The 18,310-nt window shown below is 69.3% G+C and carries 16 protein-coding genes and 2 pseudogenes; 9 read left to right on the top strand and 9 right to left on the bottom strand.

Features of this window, described 5'->3' with window-relative positions:
- Positions 1-647: 647 nt before the first annotated feature.
- Positions 648-1,397, bottom strand: coding sequence for a helix-turn-helix transcriptional regulator (locus EMA17_RS23470; protein WP_126639086.1), 750 nt, complete (start codon positions 1,395-1,397; stop codon positions 648-650).
- Positions 1,398-1,459: 62 nt separating this feature from the next.
- On the opposite strand from EMA17_RS23470, the gene EMA17_RS23465 reads away from it, so the two are divergent.
- Entirely contained in the window at positions 1,460-2,794 is a 1,335-nt protein-coding gene (locus EMA17_RS23465) for an MFS transporter (protein WP_218042995.1), read from the top strand.
- Positions 2,795-3,033: 239 nt separating this feature from the next.
- Here EMA17_RS23465 and EMA17_RS54240 read toward each other — a convergent pair whose 3' ends face one another.
- The 4 genes and pseudogenes from EMA17_RS54240 to EMA17_RS56035 form a co-directional block, all read right to left on the bottom strand.
- Complete coding sequence (locus tag EMA17_RS54240; RefSeq protein WP_246126840.1) at positions 3,034-3,372, bottom strand: transposase; 339 nt, start codon at positions 3,370-3,372, stop codon at positions 3,034-3,036.
- Positions 3,365-4,024, bottom strand: coding sequence for a hypothetical protein (locus EMA17_RS54235; RefSeq protein WP_246126848.1), 660 nt, complete (start codon positions 4,022-4,024; stop codon positions 3,365-3,367). The genes EMA17_RS54240 and EMA17_RS54235 overlap by 8 nt, the downstream gene beginning before the upstream one ends.
- A 323-nt stretch (positions 4,025-4,347) precedes the next feature.
- Positions 4,348-4,620, bottom strand: a pseudogene (locus EMA17_RS54230) (transposase family protein); the annotation flags it as partial.
- A 109-nt stretch (positions 4,621-4,729) separates the two neighbouring features.
- Positions 4,730-4,855: an IS3 family transposase gene (locus EMA17_RS56035; protein ID WP_160161528.1), complete on the bottom strand. Its 126-nt coding sequence runs from the start codon at positions 4,853-4,855 to the stop codon at positions 4,730-4,732.
- 545 nt (positions 4,856-5,400) lie between these two features.
- Between EMA17_RS56035 and EMA17_RS23450 the strand changes: the two genes are divergently transcribed.
- The 6 genes from EMA17_RS23450 to lanM all read left to right on the top strand — a co-directional run bounded on the left by EMA17_RS23450 (position 5,401) and on the right by lanM (position 14,909).
- Complete coding sequence (locus tag EMA17_RS23450; protein WP_126639084.1) at positions 5,401-6,204, top strand: AfsR/SARP family transcriptional regulator; 804 nt, start codon at positions 5,401-5,403, stop codon at positions 6,202-6,204.
- A 163-nt stretch (positions 6,205-6,367) separates the two neighbouring features.
- Entirely contained in the window at positions 6,368-6,559 is a 192-nt protein-coding gene (locus EMA17_RS23445; RefSeq protein WP_126639118.1) for a plantaricin C family lantibiotic, read from the top strand.
- A 28-nt stretch (positions 6,560-6,587) separates the two neighbouring features.
- Complete coding sequence (locus tag EMA17_RS52585; RefSeq protein ID WP_170222218.1) at positions 6,588-6,755, top strand: class II lanthipeptide, LchA2/BrtA2 family; 168 nt, start codon at positions 6,588-6,590, stop codon at positions 6,753-6,755.
- Positions 6,756-6,869: 114 nt separating this feature from the next.
- The gene (locus EMA17_RS23440; protein WP_126639083.1) at positions 6,870-9,902 is read left to right on the top strand and encodes a type 2 lanthipeptide synthetase LanM family protein; all 3,033 of its coding nucleotides are present in this window, start codon (positions 6,870-6,872) and stop codon (positions 9,900-9,902) included.
- Position 9,903: 1 nt separating this feature from the next.
- Entirely contained in the window at positions 9,904-12,096 is a 2,193-nt protein-coding gene (locus tag EMA17_RS23435) for a peptidase domain-containing ABC transporter (RefSeq protein WP_126639082.1), read from the top strand.
- A complete protein-coding gene (gene lanM / locus EMA17_RS23430) occupies positions 12,093-14,909 on the top strand; it encodes a type 2 lanthipeptide synthetase LanM (RefSeq protein ID WP_126639081.1) in 2,817 nt (938 codons plus the stop codon). The genes EMA17_RS23435 and lanM overlap by 4 nt, the downstream gene beginning before the upstream one ends.
- 274 nt (positions 14,910-15,183) lie before the next feature.
- Here lanM and EMA17_RS23425 read toward each other — a convergent pair whose 3' ends face one another.
- Positions 15,184-15,714 (bottom strand): hypothetical protein, encoded by a 531-nt coding sequence (locus tag EMA17_RS23425; protein WP_126639080.1) that lies wholly within the window; start codon positions 15,712-15,714, stop codon positions 15,184-15,186.
- Between the two features lie 47 nt (positions 15,715-15,761).
- Positions 15,762-15,920, bottom strand: a complete 159-nt coding sequence (locus EMA17_RS51920) for a hypothetical protein (protein WP_160161527.1) — start codon at positions 15,918-15,920, stop codon at positions 15,762-15,764.
- 896 nt (positions 15,921-16,816) lie between these two features.
- Here EMA17_RS51920 and EMA17_RS23420 point away from each other — a divergent pair.
- Positions 16,817-17,167: a hypothetical protein gene (locus EMA17_RS23420; protein ID WP_126639079.1), complete on the top strand. Its 351-nt coding sequence runs from the start codon at positions 16,817-16,819 to the stop codon at positions 17,165-17,167.
- The gene (locus EMA17_RS23415) at positions 17,164-17,424 is read left to right on the top strand and encodes a hypothetical protein (protein WP_126639078.1); all 261 of its coding nucleotides are present in this window, start codon (positions 17,164-17,166) and stop codon (positions 17,422-17,424) included. Before EMA17_RS23420 ends, EMA17_RS23415 begins: the two co-directional genes overlap by 4 nt.
- 5 nt (positions 17,425-17,429) lie before the next feature.
- On the opposite strand, the gene EMA17_RS23410 is transcribed toward EMA17_RS23415, so the two are convergent.
- Positions 17,430-17,681, bottom strand: a complete 252-nt coding sequence (locus EMA17_RS23410) for a hypothetical protein (RefSeq protein ID WP_126639077.1) — start codon at positions 17,679-17,681, stop codon at positions 17,430-17,432.
- 278 nt (positions 17,682-17,959) lie between these two features.
- Positions 17,960-18,190 (bottom strand): annotated as a pseudogene (locus tag EMA17_RS55405) (LysR family transcriptional regulator substrate-binding protein); the annotation flags it as partial.
- Positions 18,191-18,310 lie beyond the last annotated feature (120 nt).

Genomic DNA, 18,310 nt, shown 5'->3' with positions numbered 1-18,310 from the left:
GCCACCGGGCGCGACCGCGAAGGCCCCGGCCGCCGAATTCGCCCGCCACCTCGGCGTCCCCGTCACCGCCCGGGCGACGCAGGCCCGGATCGCCGAGGCCGTCTGCCACACGTACGACCGGGCCGGTGTCCCTCCGTCCTCGTCGACGAGAACCCGCCGTCCTCGACCCGCGCACCACCACCGGTGCGAAGACCGCGGACCTGCCGAAAAGACCTCACCGAACGCATCGGCGCGACGTTCGTGTACGCGGGCATCGACGTGGTGGCGACCGCGTTGTTCGCGGGTGTACGCGGGGCCGGGCTCGCCGGACGGGCCTCGCTGGTCGAGTGCGGGGCGTTCCCCGCGCCGCTCGGCACACGCGAACCGTTCACCGAGTTGATCACCGGCGTGGAAACCGCCCTCGACCCGAAACACACACCGAGCGCGCCGGAACACCACCATCGCCTCCCCGCGTACCACCCGCCAACGCACCACCGGACGGATCGGCAGCCCCCTCCCACCTCATCCGCCAAGCCGCCGTCACCGCGATCTTCGACGGCACCGAACGCATCACCAAACCGGACTTGACGCGTTTCGCCTGGACCACCTCGCCGAAACCCGGCGCCACCCCGTCACCACCGGGACCCGCGCACCCGGGAGGGAACAGTTCAACGGCTGTGCAGGTAGCGCCTGGGCGTGGTGCCGACCGTGCGGCGGAATGCCGCCAGGAACGCGCTCGCCGTGGCGTACCCCACAGCGTGCGCCACCCGTGAAACCGGCTGCCCCTCGGCCAACAGCGGCAGCGCGGCCCGCAGGCGCACCTGGGTTCGCCAATGCTCGAAGCTCATGCCTGTGTCCTGTACGAACAGCCGCGTCAACGTCCGCCGGCTCACCCCCGCGGCGCGGGCGTGAGCCTCCAGGCTGCGGGGGTCGGCCGGATCCGCCAGTAGCGCGGCGGCCACTGCGCGGACGCGTTCATCGGTAGGTTGCGGTACGTCGATGGGCCGGGTGGGCAGCGGGTGCAGCAAATCGGGCACCAGAGCCTCGGCACGCCGTCGCGCTTCGTCGGCGAGGTCGGTGCGGGCGAGGTACCCGATCAGCTCGGCCAGCAGGCCGTCGACGCCGACGGCGGTGGGTTCGGGCCAGTCCAGGGCGCAGTGTTCCGGCGGCAGGTACAGGCTGCACAGCACCGCGCCGCGGGTCGCGCCGGTCGTGTGGGTGACGCCCGCGGGCAGCCACAGCGCCCTGGTGGGCGGCAGGACCCAGTACACCTCGCCCACACCGACGCTCAGTACTCCGCTCCGGGTCCACGCGAGCTGGTGGTGAGTGTGACGGTGCGCGGGGATCCGGTCTCCCGAGGCCAGTGGGAAACGGCCGACGAGGATCGCGCCCACGTCCTGCATACGGCTGTCCTCCATGCGACACAGTCTGGCCCCATCGCGGATTGTGGCCAAAATGCGGCGGATCCTAGTGTGACCGCATGCCGATGATCATGCTGTGCCTGGTCCAGTTCATGCTCGTGCTCGACGACACCGTCGTCAGTGTGGCCCTGCCCAGCATCCGCGACGAACTCGGCTTCAGTGCCTCCGAGTTGCCCTGGGTGGTCAACGCCTACTTCCTTGCCTTCGGTGGACTGCTGCTCCTGTGCGGCCGGATGGCGGACCTGCTGGGCCGACGCCGGGTGTTCCTCACCGGCGTGGCGCTGTTCGGGGCAGCCAGCCTGGCGTGCGGGCTCGCCGAGGAACCCTGGCAACTCGTCATCGGGCGGTTCGTGCAGGGCGCGGGCGCCGCGATGGCCAGCCCGGCGGCAATGTCGATGATCGTGCTCATGTACCCGGAACCGAGGGAGCGGGCCAAAGTCCTGGGCATCTGGGGCGGCATCGCGGCCCTGGGCGGGACCTCCGGCCTGATCCTGTCCGGAGCGCTCACCGACCTGGTGTCCTGGCGCGGGATCTTTCTGATCAACCTGCCCGTCGTCGCCGTGGCCCTGGCACTGCTGCCCCGTCTGGTCCCCGAGTCCCGCGCCTCCGGCCCGCGCCACCTCGATGTTCCCGGCGCCGTCCTGCTCACCGGCGCCGCGGTGTCGCTGGTGTACGGCCTGCTGCGGTCGGGTGAAACCGGCTGGAACGATCCGATCGTCATCGCTGCCCTCGCCCTTGCGGCCGTGCTCGCAGTTGCGTTCCGGTTGGCGGAGTCGCGGGCGGCGGCGCCGCTGGTGCCGAGGTCGTTCCTGCTCTCGCGGACGCGCGCAGTCGCCAACGGCGCGACCTTGTTGTTCTCCATGGCGATGTACGCGATGGCGTTCCTCCTGATGATCCGGGTGCAGACCGCCCTGGGGTACACCCCCCTCCTGGCCGGCATCGCCTATCTGCCCTACGGCGCCGGCATCCTGACGGGCATGTGGATGTCCTCGCGCATCCGGCTCCGAATCGGGACGCGCTGGGCACTCCTGCTCGCGTTCGCGATCAACGTCGCCGGCCTGCTCCTGCTCTCCGGCGTGGCAGCCGGCGACTCCTACGCGGCCCACGTCCTGCCCGGCATGCTCATCCTGAGCGTCGGCAACGGCCTGAGCCTGCCCGTCCTGGCCGCAGCCGCGGTCGCCGACACCACCGAGGACGACGCCGGCCTCGGCTCGGCCCTGTTCACCTCGGTCCAACAGATCGGCGGCGCCGTCGGGGTGGCCACGCTGGCCATCATGGGCTACCCACGCGGCCTCACGGTGGGCGCGATCTGCGTGGCGCTCGGCGCCCTGCTCATCACCGCGCTGCTGCCACCCCCGGGAAGTATCCTCCATCCGGCTCGGGTTGAGGGATGATCTCGGGTGTGATTCGGCGTCATGAGGCGAGCGACGCGGAGTGGGAGGCGTTGCGGCCGCAACTTCCGCCGGGTGTGAGGGGCCCGCGTTTTCCGGACGCCTTGTTCGCTGACTTTTTATGCGGCGAGTCCGAGCTCGTGGTGGTTTTGCAGGGCTTCGAGGGGTGTGCGGTATCCCAGGGCGGAGTGGAGTCGTCGGCGATTGTAGAAGCCCTCGATGACCCTGTTGCCCAATTGGGTTCACGTTGCGAGGTCGAGAGTGGCCGGCCGGGAAGCACGCGTGCGGGCGAGCGGGACTTCGTTCCACCAGGCGTCCAGGCGAATGAGGTTGACGGCGGTCGCGGTGGGAACGTGTGCGAGGTGCGTCTTGGCCCGCCCGATGTAGCGGGCCCTGCGGATCCCGGCGACCGCGAGGGCCTGATGGATGGTGCCTTCGACTCCTGCGCGGGCCGCGTGGCGTTCCTTCCACGCGTCTGTGGACTGTTCGGCCCGGACGCACTCCAATACGGCATCCTGTTCCCGGGGCCGGACGGTCGATTGTCGTCCGTATCCGGTGGATCGAGTGCATCGGTCACGCACCGGGCAGGGGGTTGTCCAACCCGGCTGTCCGGTATCGGCTCTTGGCCCCGGTCGGGCAAACGGCGTGCTCGGCCTGCCGGTCGATGGTGAAGGCGGTCCTGCCGAAGCCGTCCGCCTCGCGAGACTGGCGGGTGTTGTTCGACCGCACCGGGCCGACGACGTCGACACCGCGGAGAGACGGTGCCGTCGGCAGGAGTTCGGCAGAGGTGTAGCCCGCATCCAGGAGGTGCTCCGGGGGCAACAGGTTCCTGCCGGTGAGACGGTCGTGAACATCCTTGACGACCATCGCGTCGTTGACCGTGGCGTCAGTCGTGACGACGTGGGTGATCAAGTGCGGGCGCCGAGACCGTCCGGGATCGTCGTAGCTTTCACTGAGGTGGACCTTGTAACCGACCCAGGCGGATGCGCGCTTCTTCGCGTACTGGGCCTGTGGATCACGAGGCGAGGCGATCAGTACCCTGCTCGGCGGGAGATCGTCCTTCCCCCGCCAGGTCACCTCCTGTTCGCCGTCACCGACGGTGCGGGTGAACTGCTGCACCCACACCGTGCGCAGAACGGTGACGGCGGGAATCTCCCGCAACCATGGAGGCGCTGCCGGCGCGAAGACCGCTTCGAGCAGCCGATGTCCATCCTCGGCGATCCGCCGAGCCATATCGAGTCGTTCCCGTTCGTCGACCGGGAGCCGGTATGCATCGATACGTGCTCCGTAGCGTTCCTGCTACGCCGGTTCCATCCACACACGCAGCCGGTCCGGGGCCGCCGCCGCAAGCGCATCCAGCGCAACCCGCGGTGTTTCGCCGACGAACTCCAGGCAAAGTCGGTGCGCTGCCGCCCGCCGGGGGCGACCAACCCCATTCCGGCCAACCGTTCCAGGAGCAGGTCCAGGATCCTCTCCTCCAGGCCATGAGTCAGCAGCCGTTCCCGAAACCCGGTCAACACGGTGTGATCGAAGCCCGGATCGGTCAGTTCCAGACCGAGCAGATACTTCACATCGATTCTGGCCCGCACCGCGTGCGCGGCCTGACGGTCGGTGAGCTTCTCGGCGAACTGCAAGACGCTCACCAAGGCCAATCGGCCGGGTGAGACACCCGGACGTCCACGGACTCCGAACGCGTCCTTGAACTCCGTGTCCCGAAACAGCGGCCCGAGGCCGTCACGGATCCTCAACGCCAGGCAGCCCTTGGGAAACGCCGCCCGCGCCACCTCCCGCGTCCCCGCGGGAACCTCCACTCCCGAGCCGGCCCACATGGACACACGCCACCCCCGTTCCCTGATTGGACGCCTCGTCCGCGTCCATGAGTCAGCACTCACCACCCTCGGGTCTCAGGAGAGCACGCACCCGTTGATCACCGGGGCTTCATTTAATTGGGCAACAGGGTCCCTCGATGTATCTGACAACCTCGCGGCGTGCCTTCGCGTGATTCGTGAAGACGTACCGGTTCAGGCATTCGTTCTTCAGCGCGCCGAAGAAGGACTCGGCCATCGTTGCTGCCGCGATCGGAATGGAAGATCGCGTTTTTCTCGATCCGCATGCGTCCCCGGGCCATGTCGAGAGCCGAGGCGACGAGCGAGGTTTTGAAATGGTCGGCCATCGCCCAGCCGACGACCGCCTTGCTGTGGCACCGGCCGCGACGGACTTCTCCTTCAACCTCACCCTGCTCGGGAACCATCGCCATTCGGCCATCGAACCCGCGGGTGGCAGCCTCGACGGGTGCCCCGGATGGTGTATGCCCGACGACCGTTCATCACCCTGTAGTCAAGCTCCTTATACGGACAGTGCTGCCTGTGGGGTTCGCGGGTGTTCGGGACGGATCGGGACAGGGCTGTGAGCAGGGCGGACGCGCACGAGGTGTTCGGAACAAGCGCTCGCCGTTGTTCCGCCCGCCGGCTCCGGCAAGACTTGCGGCCGATCGGCCGGCGGCGTCCCGGACGGGTCGCCCGGTGTACGACAAGCACGGCCCCTGCGCGGGCCCGAACCGCACAGCTTCACAGTTGCCACGCGATCCGAACGTGAGGTTGGAAACACCGATGCTCTTCAGCATTCTTGGTCCACTGCACGTACGTGGTGGTGTCGACTCGGCCTCGCCCGTCCGCCAGGCGATGCTCACCGCCTTCCTGCTTCGAGCGGGACAGTGCATCACCGTCGGTGAATTCGCCGATCTGTTGTGGGACGAACCCCCGGCCTCGGCCACGGCGAACATCCGCAGCCATTTGGCGGGTCTCAGACGCGACCTGGACGAGGTCGAACCCGGGCTCAGCTGCCGGGTCAAGACCTACCGGGGCGGTCAGAGCGGGTACGCGCTCGAGGTCGCCCCCGAGGAGTTCGACATCCCCATGTTCATGCTGGCCGCACGGCACGGCCGAAGCCTGCTCCTGCACGGCGAACCCGAACGGGCGGTCGCCGCGCTGGAAGAGGCCATCGGCCTGTGGCGTGGCCCGTTCGGGCAGAATCTGCCGTCGACGCGGTGGTTCAACGCCCACGCCGCCGGCCTCAACGGCGCGCGCTTCGACGCCTATCAGGATCTGTTCACCGCCTGCGTCATCGCCAACCGCACCGACATGCTCACCTACCGCATCGAAAGCACCCTCGCCGAGGCGCCCTATCGGCAGCGCTTTTGGGAACTGCTGGCCGCGGTGCACTGCATCAACGGCGATGCCGCCGCCGCCCTCGACGCGATCAACCGGTGTCAGGCGCTGTTCGCCGACGACCTGGGTCTCGATCTGCCGCCCCACGCCGCGGCGATGCGTACCGCCGCCCTCAACTGGGACCGGGGCGAGGCGCTGCGTCTGGTCGCCGACCACGCCCCCCTCGCCGGCGGGTACCGCGCCTGAGACGGCGCATGCAGGCCGTATGCACGGCTCATGCGGAACGCGTGCGTATTCCGTTTTCGGACCATGCTGCCGGTGCATTTCGGCAGGCAAAGATGTCACCCGGGTCGCCGATCGATCGACCTGGTCGGCACCCCCATCGAAGACGGGAAAGGGGGTGACACACATGAACCCGATGTACGAGGGCGACATTTCGCTGCTGGAGGAGATCGCGGACCAGGATCTCCAGCACGACGCGGCGTACTACGCCGGCACCGGTTCCATCACCATCACGACGATCACCATCTTCAGCAATGATCTCGGGAACCACGGCAACTGGTGCACGCTGACCAAGGAATGCCAGCGAAGCTGCAACTGATGGGAATCGACCGGGAAGGGAGCGTGCCATGGAAAAGGACACCGACAGCCTCGGCCGCTACGACGAGGCCGAACTCATCGAGTTGAGCGAGGCGGATGTCTACGGCGGTTTCACCACGTCGGCACTGTGCGTCGCCACGATCACGCTGATCACCGCGACCATGTGTCCCACGACCGCGTGCTCCAGCAAGTGCTGAGGGCGACCGAACGCGGTTCGGTGAGCCGGTAGTTCATCGAGGCGGAATGGGGGCCGGCGACGGCCTCCATTCCGCCCCCGCGCACAACACCACGCGAAGATGGAGCAAATCGACGTGAATTCATCGGCCACGTACTATCCGGAGCTGGACGACGCCGAATTCGACGAGGTGATCGCACCGCTGGCCCGATTCGACGAACAGATTGTCGGCCCGCTTCGCGCGCACGAAACCGATGCGGCATCCGAAACGCCGAGCGACGGTACGCGGGCGACGGTGGAGGAGTGGATCGGCCGGCCGGAAGAGTATCCGTTTCAACGCATCGTCAAAGGGGTCGCCGCCGCCGTGGCGCGGGCGGATCCGGTCGGCCCCTTCCGGGAGTTGTTCGGCGATCCCCGGGTGATCCTGGAACAACTCCTCGAACGCACCGAGGCGCGCTTGCGCGAGGTGTACATCCGGCCGCTGGTGGTCGCCGTCAACCACGCGCGTCGAGGCGGCCTGCTCCGGGGCGCGGACCCTGCGGAGCGGTACGCGTACTTCGTCGAGCAGGCCGGCCGAGGTCGCCTGGAGGACTGGACCGGACTCGAGTTCCCGGTGCTGCGTGCCGTCACGCGCACCCTGCTGCGCACCGAGGCGGACAGCTTCCGCGAACTCTGCGGCCGACTGCGCGCCGACCGGGAGGCGATCGGGAGCACGTTCGGCATCGACCCCACCGATGTGATCGTCTCCTGCGGGTTCTCCGCGGGAGACACCCACCATCACGGTCGCAGTGTCTGCCTCCTCGCGTTCGGCTCCGGCAGGCGGCTGGCATACAAGCCCCGAGATGTCTCCTGCGAGGCCGCGTACGCGGTCCTCGTCGACGCGCTCAACGATCGGCTGGGGACGTCCCTGGTCGCCGCGCGGGTTCTGGACCGGGACGGCTACGGCTACGTGGCCTACGTCGAGGCGGCGGACGTCTCCGATCGGGCTGCGGAATTCATGTACGAGAGCGGCGAGTTGGCCGCTGTGATGTATCTGCTCAACGCCCGGGACATGCACCTCGAAAACATCGTGGCGACCCGCCGCGGTCCGGTACCCATCGACCTCGAGACCATCCTGCATCCGGAGCGGAACCATGTCGGCCCGACGGCCCAGATCCGGGGAAACGCGCACGAGACGATCGGGCAGTCGGTATACGGAATCGGCATCCTGCCGCTGGTCCTGTCCGGGAAGGGGGAGGACGGCGGCCATGTCGACCTCGGCTTTCTCGGCGACCAGGGCCGCGGCGACATGCCGTTGAAGACGATGCGGTTCGAGGACGCGTTCACCGATCGGGTGCGGCTGAGCCTGGAGACGCAGGCGGTGGGGGAGCGGCCGACGGTCGTCGGCGATCTGAGCGAGCGGGAGACCCATGCGTTGGGCGAGCGGATGGCGTCCGGATTCACGAGGGTGTGCCGGGCGGTGATGGCGGACCGGGAGGGGTGGAACGATCTGCTCCACCGGACGATGTCCGGTGTCCGCATCCGCTACATCCACAATCCGACCATGCTCTACGGGCAGCTGTTGCGGATGGCATCCGGGGCCGGTGCCATGGACGACGAGTCCGCGTATCTCGCCGTGTTGAAGCGCATCGCGATCCCCAGCACGACCTCGGCGCCGGAGATCGTACGGTCCGAGTTGCGGCAGCTCGCGGAGCGCGACGTTCCCTACTTCATCGTCGCCGCCACGGATGTGATCCTTCGGGACGGGGACGGCGCCGCGGTGGTGGCCGCGTTTCCCGAGCCGCCGATCGACCTGGCCCGGGCCAAGGCGACGAACCTGACGGAGTTCGTCCTGAGCGAGCAACTCCGGCTCGTCCACTCCGCCTTCTCGTGCCGCTTTCCCGACAACCACCTGGCCGCGGCCGACAACGACCCGGACGAGGGCTGGCCGCACACTGCGTCGGCGCGGCGGTCGCCCGGGTACTCCGGGGATGCGTTGGCCTCGCTGGTGACTCGGCTGTGCGACCACCTGGTCGCCACGGCGATGCCCGATCGGTTCGACGATCTCCCCCCGACCTGGATCGGCCCCCTGGCGTCGGCCCGGGCCGATCGGCCGTGGCCGCCGGGGGTGCTCGGGTTCGACCTGTACACCGGACGGGTCGGCCCCGCGCTGGCCCTGGCCGCCGCCGGGCGGGCCCTGGACAACCCGAACCATCGCGACCTGGCCACCCGGGTCTTCTCCGCCACCGCCGATCTCCTGGCCGGCGACACGTACGATGTGCGCGCCGTGCGACAGGCCGGGCTCTCGGCCTACACCGGCCTGCCCGGCACGCTGTTCGCCCTGGCGGCGGCGGGTCGGATCCTGGGCCGGGACGAGTGGACGACCGTCGCGCAGCGGGCGGTGCCGGCGGTGCTGGACCACGTGCGCGACCAGTCGCCGGCCGAGGCGTCCCTGGATGTCATCGGCGGTCTGGCCGGGGTGTTGTCGTGCGTGGCGGCGATCGGCGGACCGGACCGGGACGCCTCGATCACGACGGTGGCCTGCGCGCTCGCGGAGGCGTTGCCGGGCGATGACGGCCATCGGCCGGTCCTGGACCAGTCCGGCTGCGGGCACGGGGTCGGCGGAGTCGTCGAGGCACTGAGCCGGGCGTATCCCCGGGTCGCGCCCGACCGGCGCCACGTCGTCGAGGCGGCGCTGTCCCGACTGATCGACCGGTTGCGGGTGTTCCACGACCCGAAGGAGGACGACTGGTTCTCCAACGTGGCCACACCGTCGACGTTCTCGACCGGGTGGTGCCACGGCGCGGCCGGCATCGCCCTCGCGTTGTCCGCCTACCACACCGTCTCCGGTGACGACTCCGTCGCGCGCCTGCGCGACACCGCCGTCGCCACCATGAAGCGTCGCGGCTTCGGCCGCAACCTGACCTGGTGCCACGGCGATCTCGGCAACCACGACATCCTGTCCACCCTCGCCGCCGGTGACGCGTCGCTGCGCGACGACGTGGCGAGGATCGAACGCACCTGGTTGCGACCCGACGTCGTCGTCCGCAAGATCGAGGACCGCACGAGCCGGTACGCGCACACGAACAGCCTGATGGTCGGCAGCGCCGGCATCGTGGTGCATCTCGTCAATCGTCTCGATCGGGGCATGCGCATCTCCCCGATCACGGTGACGGTCGAGGGCCGATGACATGGGAATCGCCATCGGCGACCGCGGGTCGAAGCAGGCGCGTCGGGTGCCGACCGTCACCCAGGTGACGCAGACGGAATGCGGATTGTGCTGCGTCGTCGCGCTGTTGCGCCATCACGGCCGGGCGGAGGACCTGTCGAGCGCGCGGCAGGACATCGAGGCGGGTCGGGACGGCCTGAGCGCCGGCCAACTGGCGCGATTCCTGCGCTCACGCGGCATGGACGCGAGGCTCTTTCGGGTCAAGGGCATCGCCGCGCTGGAGAAGTTCACCTCGCCCACGATCCTGTACTGGGAGGGCTACCACTTCGTCGTCCTCGAACGCTTCGACGGTCGCAGCGCGATCGTCATGGATCCGGCCGTGGGACGACGGCGGCTGAGCCGGGAGGAACTCCAGGCCGGTTTCAGCGGCATCGCGGTGTCCGCCGAGGCCGGCCCCGACTTCGAGCGCACTCGGCGGCCGATCCTCGCCGACTGGCGCGGTATCCCGCTCTTCGCGGACGGATCCCGCGAACGCATCGCCCTGGTGGCGCTGTTGTCGTTGAGCGGATACGCGGCGGTCCTCGGGGTACCGATGCTGACCGAATGGGCGGTCGACCGGTTCGCGCGTTGGCAGGGCCTCGCCGACCTGGGCACGGTGATCGCGGTCATCCTGGCCGTGGCGGCCGGGTACTTCGTCCTGTACCTGGTCCGCGTCCTCGTCCTGTCCTCGGTGGTCGCGCTGCTGGGCAGGCACCTGATGACCCACACCTTCACCAAGCTGCTGTCCCTGCCGTACAAGTTCTTCACCACCCGACAACCGGGCGAACTCCTGTTCCGGCTGAGCAGCGTCAACGTGATCAGGGACCTGCTGTCCTCGCGGGTGGCCCAGGGAATCATGGACGTCGGGACCCTGGCGTGCGTGACCGGATACCTGTTCGTCGCCGAGTGGCGACTGGGCCTGATCGCGGCGTTCCTGTCCCTGCTCAACGCGGCCTACCTGGTCAAGACGCGCGTCCGCGTCCTCGAAGCGGTCGACGCGGAGATCAGCCTGTTGAGCAAGAGCCAGTCGGCGCAGCTGGATGCGATCGTCTCGGTCCCGACGATCAAGATGGGCGGCTACGCCCGCGAGTTCGTCGATGCCTGGGGCGAGGTCTACGCCGCGTCGCTGGACGCGATGAAGACCCGGATGCGCCTGCAACAGGGACGGATCTCGGGCCTGACGACCACGACCCAGATGTTCGGGCCGCTGATCGTGCTGCTGTCCAGCCTGTACTTCGTCAGCCACGGACAGATGTCGCTGGGCGGGGCGATCGCGGTGCAGACGGTGTCGGGAACCTATTTCGCCCTGTCCACCTCGGTGTTCCAGACCTACACGGAGTTCGCCGAGGCGTCCCGGTACATGGGCAGGCTGGCCGACATCGTCAGGACGCCGTCGGAGACACCCGGCGGCACCGTGACGGAACTCGCCTCGACGTCGATCCGGCTGGAGAACGTCAGCTTCCGATACACCAGGCACAGTGAATTGACTGTGCAGGACGTCTCGATGGACATCGAGGCCGGCGCCAAGGTGGCGCTCGTCGGGGCGTCGGGCTCGGGCAAGAGCACCCTCGGACGGATCATCTGCGGTCTCTACGATCCGACCGGCGGCACCGTGCGATTCGGCGGCCGGGACGCGGGCGAGTACGACCGGGAAGCGCTGCGCCGAAACATCGGATACATCCCGCAGGAGGTGCACCTGCACAATCGCACCATCCTGGAGAATCTGACGATGGGTCAGGACATTTCCCGGGAGAAGGTCCACGAATACTGCGCCGGCGTCGGGATTCTCGACTTCCTGGAAGACCTGCCCATGGGGCTCGACACACTGGTGTCGGAAATGGGGGCGAACTTCTCCGGCGGTCAGCGTCAGCGCCTGGCCATCGTGCGCGCGCTTCTCCAGCGCCCCTCGATTCTCCTGCTCGACGAGGCGACGGCCTCGCTGGACACGGTGAACGAGCGCCGGGTCGCGAACATCATCCGAGAGATGGGCGCGACCCAAATCATCATTGCCCACCGCCTGGCGACGATCAAATCGGCCGATCACATCTATGTGCTCGACCGCGGGCGGGTGGTGGAACAGGGCAGCCACGCACAGCTGTTGGCAGCCGGCTCGGTGTACCCGGACCTGTACTCGGAGAATTCACTCGACGCCCTGCTGAGAGGCGAGTCCGCATGACGAATCCGAATGTGGCGATCGACGCCTTCGTACCGTTCTACACGCACCTGGTGCCGAGAAGCGTCGTGGCCGACGGTCTGCGCGAGGTGATGGTCGCGGTCGTCGATCCGGAACACCTCGACGAGGTGTCGCACCAGGTCTGGTCGGCACTGTCGGCGAACGTCGAGGCGCACGCGTTCCGCATGCTGATCGGCGAGTTCCACTCCTTCCGTGCGGATCACGGGTTGCCCAGGACCGTGGACGGTGATCGGGCACTGCGGCGCTTTCGGCGACATCTCGACGAACCCGGTACCTGCTCGCGGATCATCGGCCGATATCCCGTCCTGGAGCGCCGTCTGGAGACCGTCCTGCGCAATGCGCTGGACGCGTACACCGACCTGTTCGTCGCCTACGCCGAGGATCGGCCCGCCCTGCGGGCCGCCGGTCTGATCGGTGCCACCTCGGCGGACGACGAACTCGTCACCGGCATCTTCCTCACCGGAGCGGACCCGCACAACGACAATCGCCAGGTGATCGGGGTCCGGCTCGGCGACGATACGCGGGTGGTCTTCAAGCCGCGTACCCTGACCACGGATCGCTTCGTGCGGGACCTGTATGCCGCGGCAGATCCGCACCTGTCCTTCTCGTTGCGGGAGTGTCTACCGCTCTCCCTGACCGTGGGATCGCACGGTTGGCAGCAGTTCATCCCGGCGCAGGCCATGGACACGCCGGAGCAACCCGCCCGGTACTTCTACCGGTTCGGCTCCATCTGCGCGATCCTCGGTGCCATCGGAGCGTCCGATCTGCATGACGAGAACCTGTTGGCGCGCGGTGAGCACCCCTGCCTGATCGACACCGAAACGATCCTGCGGCCCGACTCCGGCGTGGACAACGACACCCTGGCGCACACGTTGATCAACCAGATGAAGCTCTCGGTCGTCTCCACGATGCTCGTCCCCATGGTGCACCCGGGCTCCCCGGTCGACTTCTTCATGGCGGGCGTGGGGGTCGCCGGCGACCAGAGCTCGAAGTTGACCAGCACCGTCGTTCGTGACAACGGCACGGACAACATCTCCGTGCGCCGCGAACCCATCGTCTACCGGCATCGGGGCAACGTGCCGCGCCTGGGGGAATCGCCGGTATCCGCGACGGATTACTTCGCCGACTTGCTGGCGGGGTACTTCGACGCCCTCGCGTTCGTCCGCGGCGACGGCATCACGACGATCCTCGACGCCTATCCGGACATGCGCATCCGGTACGTGGTGCGCGCGACGCTGGTGTACGGCCGCTTCATCGACGCGTCCACGCATCCGGACTACCTGGCTCGTGCGGAGGAGGCCGTACGACTGCTCGGGCTGCTTCGGGACTTCTCCGACGGACTTTCGGCCGAGGCGGCGCGCCGGATCGGCGCCGAGGAGCGGGCCTGTCTGAGTACCGGCAACGTGCCCTATTTCAGCTCACGGGCCGACTCGTCGGAACTGGCGACGTCGAGGGTCCGGATACCGGGGGTGTTCCGCACGTCGGCACTCGACCACGCGAGGCGGGGCGTCGCGCTCAACTCGGCCCGTACGGATCGTTACCACCACTTCCTGCTGGAGGAGTGCTTCGGCGAGCTGTTCGACGACGAGAACCCCGCCGGGCTGTCGGCGGTGGGCGTGTTCGCCCCCACCCTGTCGAACGGCACGCGCCCGGGGACGTGGTGGCCGAAGATCGCGCGCACGATCGCGGACATCGGCGTGACCTTCGAAACCGCTGACGGTGCGCAGGTCGGCTGGTTGTGCGGGATCGGCCCCGGACGCCGGGCCATGACCATCACCCCGGGCAACTGCATCTCGTTCCACGACGTCGGCGGCATCGTCTCGTTCCTGACGCGGGCCGCAGAGCAGGGCGGTGTTCCGGCGGGCGTCGGTCTCGACGCGGATCGTGGTCTTGACGCGCTGGCGGCGGAATACGCCGAGGTGTTGATGGAGACTCCGGAGTCGGTGTTCTCCGGTGCCTCCTCGATGCTGCTCACGAGACCCGCCGCGGTGGACCCCGACTGGCTGGAGCGGGTACTGGTCGGGGTCGACGAACGGTCGGCGGCGCAGCTGCTGGAAACCGATCTGGCGAACGGTCCGGCCGGCCTGTTGATGGTCCTGCTGTCCCGTCTCGAAGCGGGCAACGGCGGTGTTCCGTGCGGCGAATCGTGGTTGGGACGGCTGCGCGACCCGGTCCTGGGCCACATCGGGGCGGCGCGGACGGTGGCGTGGTTCGACGTGGCGCACGGCGAGCTCGGATTGCGCTGGGCCGCCGCCCGCATGGGGCGCGTCCTCGGTGACGATGCCCTGGCCAAGGAAGCGGCCGACTGGCTGATCGGGCGGTGGGAATCCGGCGAGGAGTCCCAGTCGACGGGATGGTGCAATGGTGCCGCCGGCATGTTGTTGACGTCGGCGGAGATACTGTGCTCGGCCGGTCGGCGGGAGTGGTTGACCGATGGGCGGTTGACCACGCTGGTGGACAAGGCGACGCGGCTTCCCGTCGATCGGCCGGTCGACCTGTCGGTCTGCCACGGCAGCAGCGGCGTGGTCCAGTCGCTGCTCGCTGCCGGTGGCATCCTCGGCGACGAGGCGTTGTCGACGCGGGCGCACGAGTATCAGGAAGCCGTCTTGCAGAGGGTGCGTGCGAACGGCTTCCACACAGGGGCGGCCGGACGGACCTCGCTGCTCGGCTACATGCTCGGGTGGGCGGGCATCGGGGACACCGACCTGATGCTGCACACCACCGGGGTCGACGGGGGATCGGCGGCGGGGCATCGCTCCGTGCCGGTCGCGCTCATCGGGAGCCGCCACGGTTGACGCGGCGGAGGCCTCGCCGGCGCGGGTCCGCCCCGGGAGGGACGGGCCCGCGTGCGTGTCGGGGGTCAGTCGGTGCCGAACTCCATGGCGGCGCGGTCGGCCGCCCTCGGGCCGGGTCGGGTCGGCCGTGGACGGCCCGGGTTCCTTGCCCTTGCCGCCGAAGCGCCGCCCGACCGACGGTCGGCGTGGGCGGGCCCGAGTCGGATGGTCCCGTATCGGACGGGCGTTGACGAGGCCGACCGATGTGGCGGCGTGCCCGGGCGGCCGGCGTGTACTACTCCCGGATCAGTGGGCGCAGGAACCCGAGCCACTCCCGGTACAACTGGTCGAGGTGTCGTCGGCGCGTGCTCGCGGAGCGGCCGTAGAACGCCTCGAGGTCGCGGAGCCACCCGCTGACGGCGAACAGGAGCATGTGCGCGGCGCACGCGTACAACGCCGGGTCCTCCATGGGGGTGTTGCGGCCGGCGGCCTGGTGGCCGAGCATCCAGGTTCTGCTGTGCACGATCCCGGAGGCCATCGCGTAGATGTGGAAGGAATCGGTGTGTGGGCCGTTGGGCAGACCGGCCTTGATCGGTCGGTCGACTTCGGGCTCGACCGGCCACTTGATCTGTTGCGTGCCGTCCTCGAAGGAGACGGAGGTGGGGAACGACGCGTTGCCGTTCTTGCCGTTTAGGACCTCCATGCCCGCCAGACGCACGCTGTCGACGAGTTGCGCGAGCGCGTCGTCGAACGCGGTCGCCATCGCGGTGGACGCGTCGAAGGCGTACACCGCCCGGACTTCCTCCGGCGCCTCCGACACCCGCACCGCCGCGATCCTGGCCGGGGGACGCGCGGGGTCGAGTCCGTCCTGGATCAGATAGCGCTGCGGGCGAGGCCTTCGACCGCGACCCGGGACAGCGACAGCGACAGCGACAGCGGCGCCCACGGGCTTCCGGGTCTTTCGAGTTCGTGGCGCAACGCCACGAGGTGGTCGCGGGCGTTGAGCCGGGTGACCCTCGTGTGCTCGTGCACGAGAGCGTGTATCGGGGCCGGTTGGTCCTCGCGTCCCGATGTCGCGATCTCCTCGAGTTCGCGACCGGCGATCGCTCCGACGCTCGGCCCCGCGGACACCAGTGCCCACTGTTCGTCGGCGTGGCGCAGGCCCTGGCCCAGCAGCCGGCGGGTGTGTCGGCGGGCCTTCTCTCGGGGTGTGGCGTGCGTTGTTCGGCGCGCCCGCGCGGGCGGGCCGGTGGCGTCCGGGTGCGCAGCGGCGGTTATGCGTCGGGGCGCCGTCGGGGGGACGGCGAGGACGGCAACCTCCGCCGGTGTGCGTTCGACGCGGGCCCAGCGCGGTTGTTCCCCAGCAGGCGCAAGACCTTGGCGTTCGCGTCGTAGGGGATGTGGCGGCCGGGGGCCTGGCGGGCGTCGGTGACGTCGAGGCTGTCGAAGGTGCGGGCGACCAGGGCCTTGCCGTCACCGAGTTGCAGGATCGGCAGCGCGGGGCCGATGGTCGGGCTGACGTAGCGGGTCGAGGTGATCGGGCCGAGTTCCCGGGCGCTTTCCGCCGCAAGGCCGGTCGGGTCGCCGTCGTGGTGGCGGGCCGGTTCACGGTCGGCGTCGTGGGCGGTGACGGCGTCCAGGCGGTGGGCGTCGGCGGGAAGCGTGGCGGGGGCGAAGCGGTCCCGGCGGGGCTGTTCGGCGGCTTTGGCCTCGGTGCGCAGGCGGCGGGCGCGGGTCGCCCGGGCGCGGCGCAGTGCGGCGCGTTGTCCGTCGGTGGCCCGGTCGGCGAGGTGGGCTGTGCCCAGGCGGCGGCCGTGGAGGGTGGTGTGCGTTGGCGGATCCGGGCGGCCGGTCCGTCGGGTGCCCTGTCGGTGGGACGTCGGCGATTAGAGTGGGGCGGTCGGTTCGTCGTGAGGGAGGGGTGTGAGGTGACTGCCGAGCCCGAGTATTCGACTCCGGTGATCGCGCGGCCGGAGTGCACGATCGAGGGCGTGCGTGCGGCGATCGCGTTGTTGGCGCCGCACTGGCTTCCCGAGATGGACCGGTCCCAGCGCGAGGCGACCGCGAAGGCGTTGGAGGTCAACCGGCTCGACCCGTTGCGGGGCTGGTTGCGGCACTGGGCGGCGATCGCGGAGATCGAGCGTCATCCGGACCTGGCGTTCCGGTATCACCATGCCGAGCAGGTCGACACCGTCAGCGACGACCCTCGGGTGCGGGCCCGCGGTGTTCGGGTCGCCGGCGAGTTGTTGCGGGCCGCCTACGCCGCGGTGGGCGTGTGAGCTGGGGCTGGGAGTACGAGCCCGACCAGGCGAGCGTGGTGGGCGGGGCGCCGGAGGCGTTCGTCGCCCTGGTCGAGACCGCGGTCGCGGAGATCGTCCGCGCGGCCGAGGCCCTGTATCTCGACGGGACGCTGTACGAGGGCCCCAATCCGCGTGCGGCAACCGCCTACGTCGACGACGGCATGTTCGTGTACCTGATCGTGGTACGCAGCGAACGCGTCTACGTCCTGCAGACGACGTATCTTCCCGCCCACTGACACCTTTACGTCCGTTTTCTCGCATGCTTTGGGTGGCCTGTGTGGTCGAGCTGAGCGGCGAACGGCATCCGTTCCCCGCAGAGGTTGGGGTCCTCGATGCCGCCTTTCGGGTGGGGGCTGTGGGGCGGCAGCACGGTGATGTCGGCGTCCGGGGCGGTGAGCGCGGTGGGCACGGCGCGGGAGAGGAAGTTGCTGCCGCGGTCGAACCGCACGTGCTCGGGCAGGCCGCCGAACGGCCCGTAGGGGGCGGTGCGCACGATCGCGGAACGCAACGCGAACGCGGCCGGGACCGAGGCAGGGGTGGGGTGGCCGGGTGTGACGGCGACGCCTGTGATCGCCCTTGGTCGCGCAGTCGATGAACCAGGTGACGTACGAGTGGACGAGGTCGCCGTCGGCGGTCACCCGCAGCGTCGCCTGGACGTGGTCGGCTTCCGACGTGTGGTTGCGCCGGGTCCGGGGGCACTTGGCGAACACCTCCAGCGCCCGGGCGGCCTCCGGACCGTCGCGGTAGCCGGCCCACTCCGGCGACGGCCACCCGCTCTCGTCCCGCCGGGGGAAGAGTCGCCGGAACCGCGAGCAGCACCTCCTCGCGCACGAGTTCGACCGAGACCGGTGCCGGCCCGACAAGCGGACGCGAGGCGAAGCACGCGTCAACCCCCCGCTCCCCGAGGCGACGCACCATCGCGTCCGCGTTCGCCCGGAACAGCCGCACGTCGACACCCGGACGCTCAGCGCGAAAGCGCGCGAGGACCTCGGTGACCGACACGTCCACGAGTCGACCTGACGAGCCCTTCGGCCCCTGCTCGGCACTGAGAATGGCGGCAAGGTGGGTGCGGCCCGGTAAGCGATCGCGAGCTTGTCCGTCCGCACGGCGAGGGCGCGTCGA

Origin of the sequence: Embleya hyalina (genome assembly GCF_003967355.1) — a bacterium.
GTDB classification, from domain to species: Bacteria; Actinomycetota; Actinomycetes; order Streptomycetales; family Streptomycetaceae; genus Embleya; species Embleya hyalina.
Note: the sequence above shows the minus strand (reverse complement) of the source record. Positions and strands in the feature narration are given on the sequence as shown.

Bases quoted from the DNA above. Each gene is read 5' to 3' on its own strand.
- EMA17_RS56035 (WP_160161528.1), bottom strand. From the start codon at position 4,855: ATGGCCGAGTCCTTCTTCGGCGCGCTGAAGAACGAATGCCTGAACCGG.
- EMA17_RS23435 (WP_126639082.1), top strand. From the start codon at position 9,904: ATGGGAATCGCCATCGGCGACCGCGGGTCGAAGCAGGCGCGTCGGGTG.
- EMA17_RS23445 (WP_126639118.1), top strand. From the start codon at position 6,368: ATGAACCCGATGTACGAGGGCGACATTTCGCTGCTGGAGGAGATCGCG.
- EMA17_RS23470 (WP_126639086.1), bottom strand. From the start codon at position 1,397: ATGGAGGACAGCCGTATGCAGGACGTGGGCGCGATCCTCGTCGGCCGT.
- EMA17_RS23450 (WP_126639084.1), top strand. From the start codon at position 5,401: ATGCTCTTCAGCATTCTTGGTCCACTGCACGTACGTGGTGGTGTCGAC.
- EMA17_RS23465 (WP_218042995.1), top strand. From the start codon at position 1,460: ATGCCGATGATCATGCTGTGCCTGGTCCAGTTCATGCTCGTGCTCGAC.
- lanM (WP_126639081.1), top strand. From the start codon at position 12,093: ATGACGAATCCGAATGTGGCGATCGACGCCTTCGTACCGTTCTACACG.
- EMA17_RS54235 (WP_246126848.1), bottom strand. From the start codon at position 4,024: ATGGCTCGGCGGATCGCCGAGGATGGACATCGGCTGCTCGAAGCGGTC.
- EMA17_RS52585 (WP_170222218.1), top strand. From the start codon at position 6,588: ATGGAAAAGGACACCGACAGCCTCGGCCGCTACGACGAGGCCGAACTC.